Origin of the sequence: Methanocaldococcus jannaschii DSM 2661, from assembly GCF_000091665.1 — an archaeon.
Taxonomy (GTDB): Archaea; AGJL01; Methanococci; order Methanococcales; family Methanocaldococcaceae; genus Methanocaldococcus; species Methanocaldococcus jannaschii.
Window position 1 is genome coordinate 1107818 of sequence record NC_000909.1, and the last position, 17336, is coordinate 1125153.

Genomic DNA, 17336 nt, shown 5'->3' on the forward strand with positions numbered 1-17336 from the left:
TAAAAATCATTAAAAGGTGAGGAAATGAAAGCTTATGAGTTGGTAGTTTATCCAGAAAGATGCCACGGATGTGGAAACTGTGTTGTCTCATGCCCAGTTAATGCTAAACATCCAGAAACTTGGGGAGGAAAAGGACCTTACAGTGATGATGTAGTTATTAGAGTTGAGAATGGAGTTGTTACTGTAGTCAATCAAGATTTATGTGGTGGATGTGGAGCTTGCATAGAAGCATGCCCAGTTAATGCTATAGAGTTAGTTTTTAAAAGAAAATAAGCTAAATTGGTGAGATAATGAAGTTTTTCTTAAACACAGGCAGAACTATTTGGCAAGGGGAGGCAATGGAGGCTGGAAAAAACCTTGATTTGTATGTTAAAGCTGCTGGAGTAGTTTATATCAACGAAGAAGATATGGAGAAATTAGGAGTTAAAGAAGGAGATAAAGTTAAAGTTAAGTCAGAATATGGAGAAGTTGTAGTTTATGTAAAAAAAGCAACTGAAAGAATGCCAGAAGGAATGATTTACATCCCAATGGGACCTTGGGCAAACTGTGTTGTTAAACCAGACACACACAGCACTGGAATGCCGACATTTAAAGGATATCCTGGCTTTTACGTTGAAGTTGAGAAGACAGACGAAGAATTTTTAGATATGAGGTCTTTAATGAGAAAAAAATACATTGAAGCTGTTGAATAAACCAAATATTAATAAATGGTGATAAGATGGAATATATCATAAAAAATGGAATTGTTTATGACCCATTAAATGGGATTAATGGAGAAAAAATGGATATATGTGTTAAAGATGGAAAGATAGTTGAGAGCGTCTCTGATAATGCAAAAGTTATTGATGCATCTGGATGCGTAGTAATGCCTGGTGGAATCGATTCACACAGCCACGTTGCAGGGGCAAAGGTTAACGTCGGAAGAATATTCAGACCAGAAGATAGTAAAAGAGAAATCTATGCTAAAAAAGGATTAAGAACTGGAACAGGATTTTCAGTTCCATCAACCTATAAAACAGGTTATCAATATTCAGAAATGGGTTATACAACTGTCATTGAGGCAGCAATGCCCCCATTGATTGCAAGACACACACATGAGGAATTTATGGAGACTCCACAAATAGACAAGGCAGCAATGCCATTGTTTGGAAACAACTGGATGGTCTTAGAGTATTTAAAAGAAGGAGACATTAAGGCATGTGCTGCTTTTGTTGCATGGCTGTTAAAGGCTGTTAAAGGATTTGCTATAAAGATAGTTAATCCAGGAGGAACAGAAGCTTGGGGTTGGGGTAAAAACGTTCATAGCTTAGATGACCCAGTTCCATACTTTGATATAACACCAAGAGAGATTGTTAGAGGTTTAGCAGAGGTTAATGAGTTACTTGGTTTGCCTCACTCAATCCACGTCCATCCAAACAACTTAGGACATCCAGGAAACTGGGAGACAACATTAGAGACAATGAAGTGTGTTGAAGGCGTTGAGGCAAAACCAAGAGTTGGAGAGAGGGAAACATCATACTACAACACACATTGCCAATTTCACTCCTATGGAGGGACTTCATGGAAGGACTTTGAAAGTAAGGCAATAGAGATAGCTGAATATGTAAATAAATCAAAACACGTTGTTATTGATGTTGGACAAGTTACCTTAGATGAAACAACAACAATGACTGCAGATGGACCAATGGAGTATGATTTACACATGACTAATGGATTGAAGTGGGCAAACTGTGATGTTGAGCTTGAGACAGGTTCTGGAGTAGTTCCTTTCATTTACAGCCCAAAAGGTCCAGTTTATGCTGTCCAATGGGCAATTGGTTTAGAACTCTTCCTAAATACAAACACAGATAAGGTATTATTAACAACCGACCATCCAAACGCAGGGCCTTTCACAAGATATCCAAGAGTTATTGCATGGTTAATGAGTAAGAAGTATAGGGATGAATGGTTATACAACAAAGTTCATAAGTGGGCACAGCAAAGAAGCCATGTAGCGGATGCTGATAAAGAATACGACTTATATGAAATAGCAAAAATAACAAGAGCTAACCAAGCTAAGGTTTTAGGATTGAGTGAGACAAAAGGACACTTAGGAGTTGGAGCTGAGGCTGACATAGCAATATATGCAATAGACCCAGAAGAGAAAGATGGTAAGAAGATTGAAAAGGCATTTAGATATGCTAAGTATGTATTGAAGGGAGGAGAAGTAGTTGTTAAGGATGGAAACGTTGTTAAAGAAGTCTTTGGAGACACAATCTATGTAGATGTGCAGGTGGGAGAGGACTTAATGAATGAAGTCCTTAAAGATGTTGGGGAGAAGTTTAGAAGATACTACTCAGTTAACTTAGAGAACTACCCAGTTTCAGATGAATATGCAAACAGCTGGAGAGTTATAAAGATAGATGCAACTGATATAAACTAAATATCCTTTTCTTTCTAAAATTTAATTTTTAAGTGATTTTGATGATAACTTCCACAACTGACAACTTAGAAGGTTTTAAAATTGTAAAATATTTGGGTGTTGTAATCGGCTATGGTGATGACCCAGACGATGCCTTAGAAGATTTAATAGATGTAGCTGAAGATATGGGAGCTAATGCAGTTATTGGAATAAGAATCTCTAATGAATTAACAACTGAAATCATATCTGATGAAAACTATGCAGTTCCAGAATTAACCTACTATGCATATGGAACGGCTGTTATAGTTGAGAAAATTGACTGATAAAAAATAATAAGCCGGTGATGGTATGAAGGAGTTAATTCTAACATTACAAAAGGAAATTATTGTTCCAGTAGAGATGGATAAAGTATTGCCAGAAGTTATTGAGAACATGAGCTTAGAGGAAATAAAAAACATTGAGTTAGTCCAAGGAAGAAAAAGAATTAAAGTTGCTGACATCTTTGATGTTGAATTAAATGATATTGAAGGAGAACCAAGAATTGTAATTAAAAACTCAAGTCCAAAATTAAAATACATTGGTTCAAAGATGACAAAGGGAGAGATTGTTGTTGAAGGAGATGCTGGAATGTATGTTGGGGCAGAGATGAAGGGAGGAAAGATAGTTGTTAATGGAAATGCTGAGAGCTGGGCTGGACAGAATATGAAAGGAGGAGAGCTTTTAATCAAAGGAAATGCAGGAGATTACGTTGGTTCTGCGTATAGGGGAGACTGGAGAGGTATGAGTGGAGGAACAATTATTGTTGAAGGAAACGCTGGAAATGAGATTGGAGAGTTTATGAGTAAAGGTCTCATACATATAAAAGGAAATGTTGGAATAATGGCTGGAATTCATCAAAATGGAGGAATAATTATTATTGATGGAGATGTTGATGTGAGAGTTGGAGGAGAGATGAAGGCAGGAGCTATAGTTGTCTATGGAAAGGTTGAAGAGATTTTACCTTCATTCAAGTTTGAGGGTATTGTGGAGAATCCAGTTATAAAATTAAGTAAAAAAGACGCTGGAACACCAATAGCAGGAACCTTCTATAAGTTTAGTGGAGATTATGTCTATAATAAACCAAAAGGGCAGTTATATATTTCAGTTGATAGCAATCCAGATTTAATTTAATTTTGAAAAACATATTTCTTATTTTTCTACAAAGTTTCATAAAATCTCAATAGAAATTCTTTTTTATTATCGAAGCATAAAACTATTTATACAAATATTTGTATAATATTAATATCACATTAATGCCACATTAATAAGGTGATTTTAATGGTTAAAGCAATAGTTGATATTACTGATGAAAATAACAGAATAATAAATATAGTCAAAGCAAAATACAATTTAAGAGATAAAAGCCAGGCTATAAACAAAATAATAGAAGAATATGCAGAATTTCTGTTAGAGGACGAACTAAAACCAGAATATATTGAAAAAATTAGAAACATTATGAAAAATGAAAAACCTATATACATTGGCTCTATTGAAAATCTAAAAAAGAGATATTTAGGTGAATAAATGTATGAAATCGAAATAATGCCTTCATTGGATAAAATACTTCAAAAACTTTCAAAGAGAGACAAAAAGAAATTAAAAGCAATATTAAAGAAAATGGAAGAGATTACTCAAAATCCACACCATTATAAAAACCTAAGACATCCTTTAAATGATTTTAAAAGAGTTCATATCGATAAAAGCTTTGTTCTTGTTTTCACCGTTGATGAGAATAATAAAACAGTTATTTTCGTTGATTTTGACCATCATGACAACATTTATAAAAAGAAAAAGCTATTTAAAGATTAACTCTTAAGTTTATTTAATCTTCTCTCCCAAAGAAGCCCTTACTAACCCATCAAACAATGGATGTGGTTTGTTAGGTCTTGATTTAAACTCTGGATGTGCCTGTGTTGCTATGAAGTATCTATTTTTGCTGATTTCTATAAACTCTGCCAATCTTCCATCTGGAGATTTTCCAGAAATTGTTAAGCCATGATTTTCTAATATCTCATGATATTCCGGATTAACCTCATACCTATGTCTATGTCTCTCATAAACTTCCTTTCTTCCATACAACTTATAAGCTAAAGTTCCCTCCATCAATATCGCTGGATAAGCTCCTAATCTCATAGTTCCTCCTTTTGCATCAATCTCCTTCTGCTCTGGCAGTAAATCAACAACTGGATACTTAGTGTTTTCATCAAACTCTGTTGAATTCGCTCCCTCTAAGCCACAAACGTTCCTTGCAAACTCTATAACTGCACACTGCATTCCCATGCATATACCTAAGAAAGGAATGTCGTTTTCTCTTGCATATTTTATAGCGTTTATTTTACCTTCAACTCCTCTATCTCCAAATCCTCCTGGAACTAAGATACCATCTAATTGATTATCTTCTCTATACCTATCTAATAATTCTTCAAATTCTTCACTTTCTAATCTTTCAGAATGTATCCAGTTTATATTAACTTTAGTGTCATTTTTAGCTCCAGCATGGATTAATGCCTCTGTAATACTTAAATAAGCATCTTTTAGCTCAACATACTTCCCAACTATACCAATAGTTACTTCATTTAATGGGTTTATAACCCTATCAACAAACTTTCTCCATTCGTCTAAATCTGGTTCTCTATCTGGAAGATTTAACTTTTTGGTAACTAATTTCCCTAAACCTTCTTTTTCTAAATTAAGAGGGACTTCATATATTGTTCTTGCATCTCTTGCCTCAATAACCGCCTCTTTATCAACATCACAGAATAGGGCTAATTTCTCCCTAATTTTATCACTTATTGGCATTTCCGTTCTACAAATTAATATATCTGGTTGAATTCCGATGCTTCTTAGCTCTTTAACACTATGTTGAGTAGGTTTTGTCTTCAACTCTCCGGCAGCTCTTATATAAGGTAAAAGAGAAACATGGATGTATAAAACGTTTTCTTTACCCACATCCTTTTTAAACTGCCTTATAGCTTCTAAGAAAGGTAAGCTTTCAATATCTCCAACAGTTCCTCCAATTTCAACGATAGTTATATCATACCCCTCTCCAAGGTTTTTAATCCAATCCTTTATCTCATTTGTTATGTGAGGGATAACTTGAACTGTCTTTCCTAAATACTCTCCCTTCCTCTCCTTTGTTAAGACACTCCAATATATCTTTCCTGTTGTTATGTTGTTGTTTTTGGTTAAATTCTCATCAATAAACCTCTCATAATGCCCCAAATCTAAATCTGACTCTCCACCATCCTCTGTAACAAAAACCTCTCCATGCTCATAAGGAGACATTGTTCCTGCATCTATCTGCAGATAAGGGTCTATCTTAATCATATTAACTTTGAATCCTCTTGCTTTCAATAATCTCCCTAACGAAGCTGCTGTAATTCCTTTACCTAATGATGATATAACTCCTCCAGTGATAAATATAAACTTCATTATTTTCACCCATTTCTTTTAAATAAACCAAATTAAGATAAATAAAAACAAAATAATAATAATATAGATAATAAAATAAAAAATATAAAAATTTTATAAGCTACACGGATGAATAAATCCTCCCTTAATCATCAAATCAGCTAAGGTTATAGCAACCATTGCTTCAGCCACTGGAACAATCCTTGGAACTATAACTGGGTCGTGTCTTCCTTCAATTTCAATTTCAACATTTTCTAAGGTTTTTAAATTTATGGTTTTTTGCTTTTTACCTATTGAAGGTGTTGGCTTTACTGCAATTCTTAAAACTATTGGAGTTCCACAGCTAATTCCTCCCAATATGCCACCGCAGTTGTTTGTTTTGAATCTTATATTTTTGTCGTCATCAAAATACATCTCATCGTTCATCTCACTTCCATACATCTCAGCCGCTTTAAAACCAGCCCCTATCTCAACTCCTTTAACAGCATTTATACTCATTAAAGCTCTTGCCAATTCTCCATTTAACTTATTGAATATTGGATTTCCAACTCCAACAGGAACATTTAATGCAACAATTTCAACAACTCCTCCAACACTATCTTTATTTTCCATTGCCTTTAAAACATACTCCTCCATCTCTTTCTCATTCATTGATGGACATCTCAATGGATTACTTTCAATAATCTCTATTAATCTCTCTAAGGATTTTTCATTTTCAAAAACCTCTGGATTTTTATAGTAGCTGAAATCTCCTTCAATCTTTCCAATCTTTATGGTATAACCAATAATTTTTATGTTGTATGTGTAAGATAGAAGCTTTTTAGCAATAGCTCCTCCAATAACATGCCCTATCGTTACTCTACCACTTGCCCTTCCTCCTCCCCTATAATCATAGTTTTTATACTTCAATCTATAGGTTAAATCTGCATGTCCAGGTCTTGGTGTATCTTTAATTTTTGAGTAATCTTTAGGTCTCATGTTTTTGTTATAGACTATTGAGCAAATAGGAGCTCCAGTAGTTTTCCCCTCAAAAATTCCTGATAAGATTTCAACTTTATCCTCTTCTTTTCTTGGTGTTGAGAAGATGCTCTGCCCTGGTCTTCTCCTGTCAAGCTCTTTTTGGATATCCTCTTCAGATAAAGGCAGATTAGCTGGACATCCATCAACAACTGCTCCAACAGCCTTTCCATGACTTTCTCCAAAAACTGTAACTCTAAACATATCCCCATAGGTGTTCATTAATGTCACCAAAAATTTTTAATTGCTTAGTTTTACATTTAAAATAAAAATTAAAATAGTCAAAAAATAAAAAAGGTTTATCTGTAGAGAACATCCAAGTGTGCTGGTTCCTTAACTTTAACTTTCTTTTTCTCCATAATCTTCTCAACTGCCTTTCTAAAGTCATCCATTGTTACATAGTCCCTTAACTCCCTAATTGCATTCATCCCTGCCTCTGTGCAGATTGCCTTTAACTCAGCCCCTACACATCCTTCAGTCATCTTAGCTATTTCTTCTAAATTGACATCTTCCGCTAAATTCATCTTTCTTGTATGAATCTTCAATATCTCCAATCTACCCTTCTCATCAGGAGCTGGGACTTCTATGATTCTATCAAATCTTCCAGGTCTTAATATTGCAGGGTCTAAAATGTCAGGTCTGTTTGTGGCCCCAATTATCTTAACATCTCCCCTTGCATCGAATCCATCCATCTCTGCCAACAACTGCATTAATGTTCTCTGAACTTCCCTATCTCCACCAGTTAAAGCGTCTGTTCTCTTTGCTGCAATAGCATCAATCTCATCTATGAATATGATTGAAGGAGCTTTTTCTTTAGCCAATTTGAATATATCTTTAACTAACGAAGCCCCCTCTCCAATAAACTTCTTAACCAATTCAGAACCAACAACTCTTATAAAGGTAGCATTTGTTTCTGTAGCAACAGCTTTAGCTAATAATGTCTTTCCAGTTCCTGGTGGTCCGTAAAGCAGAATACCTTTTGGTGGTTCAATTCCAACCTTTTCAAACAATTCTGGATGTTTCAATGGGAGTTCAACAACTTCTCTAATTTCTTGCATTTGTTTCTCTAATCCACCAATATCTTCATATCTAACATTTGGTCTTTCATCAACTTCCATTGCTTTAGCTCTGTAGTCTTTATTTTCTGGCAATACATCAACAACTGTTAATGTTTGCTGATTTAAACAGACTCTCTTTCCAGGGGCTAAATCATCTGGATTTACAAAGTGAGAGACATTAACTAAGAAACTTGGGCCTGTTGAGCTTTTGACAACTACTTTTCTCTCTCCTACTTTATCAACTACAGTTCCAACTATCAATGGAGGGACTCTCATTCTATCTAATTCTCTTCTTAAAATCTCATTTTCTTTCATTAACTGTAAATTCTCTCTTTCAAGCTCTTTTTTCTCTAATTCTAATTTTAGGATTCTACTTTCTAATTCTGCAATTCTTGCCTTTTCTTGGAGTTCCTCTTTAAGTAAATCATTTTTTAAGTTAGAATTATCGTTTATTTCCTTTTCTTCTTTAAATTCTTCAGTAAATGCTTTCTTTTCTTTCTTCAATTCAGTTGAAATAAATTCTTCAAAAACCATAATATCACCGGTAAATTTAAGTTAAGTGAAGGGAATATTATAATCATTTTATTTTATTATGGATTATCATTTATATACCATATGGAATTATAATAAAAATTCTTATATTTAAATTTTATGTCTAATCGCTTAGCTCTTCATACACTTTTCTAACACCCATTACACATTTTTCCCAAGAAAATTTTTTTGAAAATTCTTTTCCATTTTCCCCCAAAGTTTTTCTTAGTTCTTCATTATTTATTAACTCCAGAATTTTTTCTTTTAAATCATTTGGGTTATTTTTCTCAGCCAATAGTCCGTTATATCCATCAATAACAATCTCCCCCAACCCCCCAACCCTTGTGGCTATTACAGGCTTAGAGCAAGCCATTCCTTCAACAGCCACCATTCCAAAACCTTCACTTCTTGAAGGAACTACTAAAAAACTACACTTCCTCATAAATGAAGCTACTTCATCAAAACTTTTTCTTCCTAAGAGTTCAATATGGCTTAAATTATTTTTAACAACAAAGTTCTCTATTTTTTTGTATAACTTCCCATCCCCTATGAGTTTAAAATTAAAATCTATATCTTTTATTGCATCTATTAAAATATCGACTCCTTTTTGTGGAACAAAAGCTCCAACAAACAATCCAAAGTTATAATCTCCCTCATTGTATAGAATTTCTTTATTTACTCCGTTGTATATAACAATAGCCCTATTTTTTAAATTCTCATCTAATTGATTTTTTATATATTTACTTACACAGATGATTTTATCGGAATTAGTTGTGGCATATTTAAAAAAATATCTCCCCTTTATGGAGTTTTTTAATATTAAAGCATCACTTCCGTGAAGAGTTAATATATGTGGAATAGATAGTTTATTTTTTAATAAAGCCCCAACACAACCCTGTGGAAACGCATAATGGGAATGAATTAAATCAATACCTTCACTCTCAATGATATTTTTTCCTATTTTATAGGCATTTATAAGATAACTAATTCCCCTAAATTTTTTTAGGTGAGGGACGTTATGAATAATTACATTTTTATATTCGTTTTCTTCATAACTATCATAGGTTAATATATGAAACTCAATATCTTTTAAACGCTTTACCAAATTTTCTACATGTAAGGTGATTCCCCCAATATAAGGATAGTATATACTTGGCATTAAAACTTTCATAATTATCACGTGATACTATGAGATTTGAGGAATTCAAATACGTTAGGAAAGGAGTTATTGTTGGATTGTTAATAATGTTGTTATATATAATTTGGCCGTTTATTGATGTCTTAGCTTATTCATGTGCCTTTGCATATATGGCTTTGCCAGTCTATAACATATTAAGAAAAAAATTTAATAAAACCATATCAGCAGGTTTGGCAATTAGCATATATATCCTTCCAATTATGACAATTACAATTTACGCCCTACTAACGTTCATGGAAATCATACTATCTTTCAATACTAAATCTATAGAGCCATATATTAATGAAATCCTCTCCATATATAATTCTTTTATGTTAGAAAGAATTATTAATAATGAACAAATAATTGCAAAGTATATTGACGAATTTATAAAATATTTGGTTAGTCAGTTTTCTGGAAAGATTATTGATGTTGGATATTTAATAGTTAAAGTAATTATGGTTTTGTTCTTAACATTCTACTTTCTAAGAGATGGGGATAAAGCCAAAAACCTGATAATTTCATTTGTGCCTGATGAATATAAAGAAAAGATGAGAATTTATTTAAGTTATCTTCATGACTCCTACAAAAATTTATTTATAAGCTGTGTTTCACTTTCTATAATTATAACTATCCTATCCTACATCGGATATCTTATACTTGGGGTTCCTTATGCAGAGTTATTTGCGATAATAACCGGAATATTTGCTTTATTACCAATATTGGGAGGATGGATGGTGTATATCTCAATAGCTATATATTTCTTTTTAATACATGACTATACTAAGGCAGTTTTTATGTTTATTTATGGGGAACTCTTCCTTTCCATAGCTCCAGATTTTGTTATAAGACCTTATTTAGTTAAAAAAGAAGTAGATATTCACCCAGTCCTTGTAGTTATTGCGTTTTTAATGGCGCCCCTTTCATTAGGACTCAGTGGATTTGCTATTGGTCCATTAGTCGTTGGGGCTTTAAACGCCTTTTATTTGGCAAAATATAGGGATAAAAAAATCTAAGAGGATAATTATGAAAAAAGTAAGAGTAGTAACTGCCGGAACATTCGACATCCATAGGGGGAAACCCCTATTGGGATGAACCTTTTAGTAAAAGCTTCACCAAAACCTAACATCTCCTCGCTTACGCTCGGAGGTGTAAATTAGTAAGATTTGGGGAGTATCCCAATAGAGGGGCGAAGCCCCTCTATGGTGTGGATACCCCATGTCCATTAGCTAATTATCAAAGTTAAATCATCTATTAAGGAATATTTAGAAGCCCAAAAGGCTTCTATAAGTGCCATATTAATTTAAAACTTTGATAATTGGTTATAAGTTGCCCTTTTCAAGGGCAATTAATGTCCTATTAAAAAGAAATGGTGTGAATAGTTATGAAAAAGAGGGTAGTTACCGCTGGAACGTTTGATATTCTTCACCCTGGACATTATGAGATATTAAAATTTGCTAAAAGTTTAGGAGATGAGCTAATAGTTATTGTTGCGAGGGATGAAACTGTAAAGAAATTAAAAGGTAGAAAACCTATAATTCCGGAAGAACAAAGGAGGGAGATGGTTGAAGCATTAAAGCCTGTTGATAAAGCAATATTGGGAAGTTTGAAAAATAAATTAGAGCCAATATTAGAGTTAAAACCAGATATTATTGTTCTTGGTCCTGACCAGACAACTTTTGATGAGGAAACACTAAAAAAAGAACTTGCTAAATATAATTTATATCCAGAGATTGTTAGATTTAGAGGTTATAAAAAATGTCCATTTCACAGCTCTTTTGATATTGTAAAAGAGATAATTAGGAGATTCTGCAATAAAGAGATTAAAATCTAATGCTTTTTTATTAAAATTTTTATAATTTATTTTCTTATCCTATTATTATTTTCTTATAAGATAAATTATCTATAAAAAAATAAAAAATTTTATATATTGCATAGTCAAAATTTTCTTATGTTCATACTTATGTTCATATAGTCAATCATCAAAATAAAAATTGTTCAACAAAGGGTATTTAAAACCCCTTTGGGGTTTTATTTGTTCCAATTTAATTAGTGAAGTTTTGATGATTGACTAATTTTGAGGTGGTATTATGAAAAAGATTTATATGTTGGTGGCTTTGCTAATCTCATCTTTGGTACTATTTGCTGGATGTGTTCAAAATGAAACTTCAGAAGTTCCAACTTTGACAGTTGCATATTTGCCAACAGACCATCATGCTTCCCTATTTGTAGCCTGTGACAATCCAGATTTATTTAAAGATAAATATGGAATATGCTTGAAAGCAGTTAAAGATAAAGAGGAATATGAGTTGTATAAAGGAAATAAAAAAATAGCTAATGTGAAAGTTGTTAAAGTTACTGAAGGTGGAGCAAGTATAATGAACCTAATGACTCAGGGACAGGTTGATGTTGCTTTATTAGGATACCCACCAGTAATATTCTACATAGATAAGGGAACAAAGGCTAAGGTCATAATGAATTTGCATACCGAAGTTCTGCAGTTGTTGTTAGAAAGGATATTCCAGTAAATAACTGGAAAGAGTTTGTTAATTGGATAAAAGAACAACATAAAGAAGGAAAGCAGGTTAAAATAGGACATCCACTACCAACATCAATTCAATACGTTATGATAGAAGATGCTTTAAAAGCAGAAGGGATAACCTATACTGAAGACCCTAATAACAAGAGTGCTATGGTTTTGTTAGTAAATTGTAAGGGACAGGGGACAATGCCTCAAATGTTAGCTCAAAAGCAGTTGGATGCAGTTATTGCATGGGAGCCAATGCCTGAAATTATAAAAAATAAGGGTATTGGAAAAGTTATTGCCCACAGTGAAGATTTACCAAGCGCTACAGGAGGAACTTGGGCAAACCATCCATGCTGTTGTTTAGCAGCGTCTGAAAATGCCTTAAAAAACAAAAGAGAAGCAGTTATAACATTTGCAAAACTCTTAAAGGATGCGACAGATGAAATTAACAAAAACAGAGATTTAGCTGTTAAAGCATCTGTTAGATGGCTTGGAACAAACGAAAATGTTGAGAAAGATTCAATTGAGCATATAAAGTTTGATTATAGATTAGAACCAGTAATACCTAAAGTCATAAAATTCGTTGAAGCAATGAAGCTCCAAGGATTAATAAATGGAAAGCTAAAAGATGCATCATCAGAAGAAGTCAAGGACATAATCTTTGACCTGCAAACTTACAATGAGATAATAAATAACTAATCCTCTATTTTTTAATCTTTTTTACTATAGGACTTTAAGAATGAATTTATTGCTGATATAATGGATTTTAGAGTTATTCTTTTTAAACAGTCAAATATATAAACTGTGGAAGTCCTAAACTATTTATGAAAATTCTTAAAAAATTTTTAATATAAAAAACATTTTGAAACCCTCTATTTTCTCACCCTTATCTAGGATGCGCATATATAGATAAAAGAACTTAATAATATTATAATATCTTATAACTTCTGACTTATAAATATTTTCATAGAAATTTATAAATATAACTATTTGTTATTTTGATATTTAATTCATATGTCAATTTTTGAAATGATTTATTTTTATTATAGTAAAATATATGAAATCTTAATTTTAAATCTGTTGTATTGGTTTAAGGGTGTGATTTATGCAAGTATGTATTATTGGAGCGGGATTGTCAGGATCTATATTGTACAGATTACTTTCGGAAGACGGTTTTTACATAAATATTTATGACCATGTATTAGTTAGAGGCTGCAAAAGTATGAATTTTATATTTTCCAATAAAAATGAGATTTTAACAGTAAAAAAAGTTTTAAAAACGGTAAATATAAACATTAAAGATTATATAATTAGAGAGATAAAGGAAGTAAATATTGGTGGAGATAACTACTATCCTAATAAAAAAATTTATGTCATAAATAAATCCAAACTAATTGAAGACTTGGTTCCAAGAACAGTAGTTACAAATAGAGAATTTAATCCAGTCATAAGGAGGTATACAACAAAAGTTATTGATACTGGAGTTATAGTGAGAGAATTTAATACTGAAGCTGAAACTAAATTTTATGATTTGGTCGTTGATGCTTCTGGATGTGCTAAAGTACTTCAATTAGGCAATGTGTATGATAAATATAAAAATGATATTAAAACCTGTCAATTTTTAATAGCCTATGAAAATGAAGAATCTCCAGAAAAATTTGATAAATTCTTTATTGATGAAATAAAGATACATAAAGGAAAACCTATGATTGGTTATACTTGGATAACTCCTATAGACGATGGACTATATCATGTTGGATGTGCATACTATAAAAACGACCATGAGTTATGGACATACCTCACAAAATACACTAAAAAAATGTTTGGTAGTGATTACGTTAGAGTCTGTGGATGTACATCAAAAATAAATGGAAATTTAATTTCTGAGAGTTTTATTGGAGGAATATACGAGAAGAGGTGTGTTGCAGGCGTTGGAGAAAGTATAGGTTTAACAACACCTTTAGGACATGGGAATATATATGCAATTATTTCTGCGTATATCTTATCAAGATTTATAAAAAAATATGACCTGAATGAAGCAGTATTAAAATACAAAGACTATATCCCAAAAAAATTTGCTGAATTAGATAAAGAAAAGAAAGCTGTGAGAAATTTTAATGTGTTAAGGATTACAAAACTACTAAGAGATTACTATAACATTCCAGCTCATGAATCTATGAAAATTATCCTTAAATCTCTCTACTAATTGGGTGATATCATGACATTAAAACTATTAAAAGAAGAAAATGGGCTTTCTCCAATGCTAAGAGAGTTTAGAACTTTAGTAAGAGATAGTAATATAGAGAAGGTTGCATTTGTCGGTTCTGTTGGTGTCTGCCAACCCTTTGCTGAATTATTTGGTTATGCAATACGAGATAAAGAATGTTACTTTATCCCAGATGGAGATTTAAACAAAGTTAAAAAACTTGTTATTAAAGATATAGGCATGCAGATGGAAGATTTTGAAAACTTAAATAAAGTAGATGCAATTGTTTTATTTGGTGGTTTGGCAATGCCAAAGTATGGAGTAGAAGTAGATAAAATTAAGGAACTAATAAATAAACTATCCCCTAAAAAAGTTATTGGAGTTTGCTTTATGAGTATTTTCCAAAAAGCAGGGTGGGATAAAGAAATTGACTTTGACTATCTAATGGACGGTTTTATTAAAGTAAGCATATATTGTAAAGATTAAAGATTAATAAGGTGAAAATTTGACAAAAAAGGTGGGAATTGTAGATACAACATTTGCAAGGGTGGATATGGCTTCCATAGCTATAAAAAAGTTAAAAGAACTTTCTCCAAATATTAAAATTATTAGAAAAACTGTTCCAGGAATAAAAGATTTACCTGTAGCATGTAAAAAGCTGTTAGAAGAGGAGGGCTGTGATATAGTTATGGCCTTAGGAATGCCTGGAAAGGCAGAGAAAGACAAAGTCTGCGCTCATGAGGCATCTCTTGGCTTAATGTTGGCTCAATTAATGACAAATAAGCATATAATTGAAGTATTTGTTCATGAGGATGAGGCAAAGGATGATAAAGAGTTAGATTGGTTAGCCAAAAGAAGAGCTGAAGAACATGCTGAAAATGTCTATTATTTATTATTTAAACCAGAATATTTAACAAGAATGGCTGGTAAAGGTTTAAGGCAGGGGTTTGAAGATGCTGGACCTGCAAGGGAGTAATTAACTAATTCTCCAATCAATACCCAATAACTCAGAGTATTTATTTAAAACTCTTTTTACATACTCATCTACATTTTCTTTATTTTCAAATTTTTTAGTCCATTCCTCATTACCAAACTCCTTAGCCATTGCAATAATCAAATCTTTAACCCTCTCACTCTCAATTTTTGCAGGATATCCAATTTTTTTGTTATATTCGCAAATCTCTCTATAAAGATTTATTGAATCCTCTACAATATCTTCTATACCTAAAAGTTCTTTAACCAGTTCTTTTAATACTGGTTTTAACCACTTTCTGTGGAATCTACAAATACCAAGGTTTTCTATTGGTAATTCTAATTTTATACTTTCTACAACCAACTCAGCTAATTTTTCTGGCTCATTAAATTCTGGTTTGTAGTAAGTTAAATATCTTCCCTGAATAACAAATGGCATAAAAAATCCAGGAGTCCAATAGAGATTTGGGGCTATCTCTCCCCAATCCCCAAATGGAACATAAACTGCAAAGTCATTAAATTTTTTGCCAATCTTATTAACTCTACTTTTAAATCTCTCATTTAATATCTTAGCTGCCTTTCTCTTTCCCAATGATAAAATTTTATATAAATCATTTGAGTTCTCTGCTAAGTTATGCATAAACTTTATAGCTTGTTCGGCATTATGTTTTGATATTTCTCTAATCTCTTCATCATCGTCATTAGTTATTTTTTTATAGTCAAATATTGGCTTTTTTATATTTAGCTCCTCCTCCTTCAACAAACCAACATCTAAAAGCTCAAAAACCCAAGCAGTTAGATTTCCAATCTCTATTGCATCAAACCCCAATGCATCAGCTGTTTTAACAACCCTATCCGCTTCATATAAATCAAATATTCCCAATAAAGTTCCATTTGATGCATACGGCTCATAATCCACTTTGTTTTTATTTCTATACTTTTTACATAAAACAGGACATGGTTCTCCACAATTAGCCCATCTTTTTGGCTCAATAGTTTCTTTATTAAATATTTCAAGATAAAATTTAAGTATTTTTTCTAAAATCTTTTTTCTATCCTCTTTATCTATATATGGCATTCTCCAATTAAATATTGGCACTTTCTCTTTATACAAAAGCCAATTGTTTCCAAACGTTCCTCCAGTTTTTGTTTCTTCATCATACCTATACTTTTTTGTATGCTCTAAAACAACCTTACTCATTGGTTTTTTGTAATAGCTTTCAATAATCTTTTTAGCTTTCTCTTTTTCCTCTTTATCTTCCTTTTCATCTCCAAAAAACACTATTCCCATTATGTTATGGGCTCTATAGAGAACAGAACCTCCTCCCCCCCTCGCTGCCCAATCCTCTGAACCCTCAACAAATTTACCATTTCTAACTGTTTGAGAAAATAAACCTCCCATATTTGTTCTCTTTGCCGCTTCACCAACAACAACACTCCTCAAATTTTTGTCTTTGTATAATTCAAGAATATATTTGCTAACTTCATAAACGGTTTTAAGTTCCTCTTTAACCTCAATAAAATCTATTCTCAATTGTCCATCGTTTTCAATTACCAATATGGATGGATTTTCACATCTTCCAATAATTGCCACATTGTTTAATCCAGTGCTTTTGAATTGATATCCTGCCCCTCCCATCGATGAAAAATAAAAACCATCCCAGAGAGGAGACCTAAAAGAAAATATCAACCTATGTCCTCCTATAACTGGTAAAACTCCACTACCAAAGCAAAAAACGTTTTTTTCATCATAGGCATCGTACTTCCATGTTTCAAATTTATTATGCCAATACAATCCCCAAGTTATTGGTAAAACAGTTTTCTCAATGATTTCAAATTTTTTTGTCGTTGCATTTATTAAAGCATTTTTCATAATCCCCCAACCATTATTTTTTTGATTTTATTATGTTAATTTTTATTTTTGGATTTTTGATATTTTATAGATTTTGTTAATCACTATTGATGAATATAATATTTAAATATGAAATCAATTATCT

Annotated in this window: 17 protein-coding genes and 1 pseudogene; 13 read left to right on the top strand and 5 right to left on the bottom strand. The window is 32.3% G+C overall.

Annotated features, from left to right (window positions below; translation table 11 throughout):
* The first annotated feature begins 24 nt into the window (after positions 1-24).
* From MJ_RS06240 to MJ_RS06270, 7 genes are all read left to right on the top strand, one after another.
* Positions 25-273, top strand: a complete 249-nt coding sequence (locus tag MJ_RS06240) for an ATP-binding protein (RefSeq protein ID WP_010870680.1) — start codon at positions 25-27, stop codon at positions 271-273.
* Between the two features lie 17 nt (positions 274-290).
* Positions 291-692, top strand: coding sequence for a tungsten-dependent formylmethanofuran dehydrogenase subunit FwdD (gene fwdD, locus MJ_RS06245; protein WP_010870681.1), 402 nt, complete (start codon positions 291-293; stop codon positions 690-692).
* Between the two features lie 26 nt (positions 693-718).
* Complete coding sequence (fwdA, locus tag MJ_RS06250; RefSeq protein ID WP_010870682.1) at positions 719-2422, top strand: tungsten-dependent formylmethanofuran dehydrogenase subunit FwdA; 1704 nt, start codon at positions 719-721, stop codon at positions 2420-2422.
* 41 nt (positions 2423-2463) lie between these two features.
* Complete coding sequence (locus MJ_RS06255; RefSeq protein ID WP_064496744.1) at positions 2464-2724, top strand: YbjQ family protein; 261 nt, start codon at positions 2464-2466, stop codon at positions 2722-2724.
* Between the two features lie 25 nt (positions 2725-2749).
* On the top strand, positions 2750-3571 hold the full coding sequence (gene fwdC / locus MJ_RS06260; RefSeq protein ID WP_010870684.1) for a tungsten-dependent formylmethanofuran dehydrogenase subunit FwdC: 822 nt from the start codon (positions 2750-2752) through the stop codon (positions 3569-3571).
* Positions 3572-3718: 147 nt separating this feature from the next.
* Positions 3719-3964, top strand: a complete 246-nt coding sequence (locus MJ_RS06265) for a DUF2683 family protein (protein ID WP_064496745.1) — start codon at positions 3719-3721, stop codon at positions 3962-3964.
* Positions 3965-4249, top strand: a complete 285-nt coding sequence (locus MJ_RS06270) for a YafQ family addiction module toxin (RefSeq protein WP_010870686.1) — start codon at positions 3965-3967, stop codon at positions 4247-4249.
* Between the two features lie 9 nt (positions 4250-4258).
* Here MJ_RS06270 and pyrG read toward each other — a convergent pair whose 3' ends face one another.
* The 4 genes from pyrG to MJ_RS06290 form a co-directional block, all read right to left on the bottom strand.
* Complete coding sequence (pyrG, locus tag MJ_RS06275) at positions 4259-5872, bottom strand: glutamine hydrolyzing CTP synthase (RefSeq protein WP_064496746.1); 1614 nt, start codon at positions 5870-5872, stop codon at positions 4259-4261.
* A 93-nt stretch (positions 5873-5965) separates the two neighbouring features.
* Positions 5966-7090: a chorismate synthase gene (aroC, locus tag MJ_RS06280; protein ID WP_064496747.1), complete on the bottom strand. Its 1125-nt coding sequence runs from the start codon at positions 7088-7090 to the stop codon at positions 5966-5968.
* Between the two features lie 77 nt (positions 7091-7167).
* Positions 7168-8460 (bottom strand): proteasome-activating nucleotidase, encoded by a 1293-nt coding sequence (locus tag MJ_RS06285; protein WP_010870689.1) that lies wholly within the window; start codon positions 8458-8460, stop codon positions 7168-7170.
* Positions 8461-8581: 121 nt separating this feature from the next.
* The gene (locus MJ_RS06290) at positions 8582-9628 is read right to left on the bottom strand and encodes a glycosyltransferase family 4 protein (RefSeq protein ID WP_064496748.1); all 1047 of its coding nucleotides are present in this window, start codon (positions 9626-9628) and stop codon (positions 8582-8584) included.
* A 17-nt stretch (positions 9629-9645) separates the two neighbouring features.
* Here MJ_RS06290 and MJ_RS06295 point away from each other — a divergent pair, with 17 nt between their 5' ends.
* From MJ_RS06295 to ribC, 6 genes and pseudogenes are all read left to right on the top strand, one after another.
* Positions 9646-10650, top strand: coding sequence for an AI-2E family transporter (locus MJ_RS06295; RefSeq protein WP_010870691.1), 1005 nt, complete (start codon positions 9646-9648; stop codon positions 10648-10650).
* A gap of 368 nt (positions 10651-11018) precedes the next feature.
* Positions 11019-11468, top strand: a complete 450-nt coding sequence (ribL, locus tag MJ_RS06300; RefSeq protein ID WP_010870692.1) for an FAD synthase — start codon at positions 11019-11021, stop codon at positions 11466-11468.
* A gap of 256 nt (positions 11469-11724) precedes the next feature.
* Positions 11725-12860 (top strand): annotated as a pseudogene (locus MJ_RS06305) (ABC transporter substrate-binding protein).
* A 406-nt stretch (positions 12861-13266) separates the two neighbouring features.
* Positions 13267-14367 (top strand): NAD(P)/FAD-dependent oxidoreductase, encoded by a 1101-nt coding sequence (locus MJ_RS06310; RefSeq protein ID WP_010870695.1) that lies wholly within the window; start codon positions 13267-13269, stop codon positions 14365-14367.
* Positions 14368-14379: 12 nt separating this feature from the next.
* Positions 14380-14853 (top strand): DUF2124 family protein, encoded by a 474-nt coding sequence (locus tag MJ_RS06315; protein ID WP_064496749.1) that lies wholly within the window; start codon positions 14380-14382, stop codon positions 14851-14853.
* A gap of 19 nt (positions 14854-14872) precedes the next feature.
* Positions 14873-15343 carry a riboflavin synthase gene (gene ribC, locus MJ_RS06320; protein WP_010870697.1) on the top strand — a complete coding sequence of 157 codons (471 nt, stop codon included), beginning with the start codon at positions 14873-14875 and terminating at the stop codon, positions 15341-15343.
* Here the strand turns inward: ribC and MJ_RS06325 are convergent, their stop codons facing one another.
* The gene (locus MJ_RS06325; RefSeq protein WP_010870698.1) at positions 15344-17212 is read right to left on the bottom strand and encodes an aldehyde ferredoxin oxidoreductase family protein; all 1869 of its coding nucleotides are present in this window, start codon (positions 17210-17212) and stop codon (positions 15344-15346) included. It abuts the gene before it with no gap.
* Positions 17213-17336: the final 124 nt, after the last annotated feature.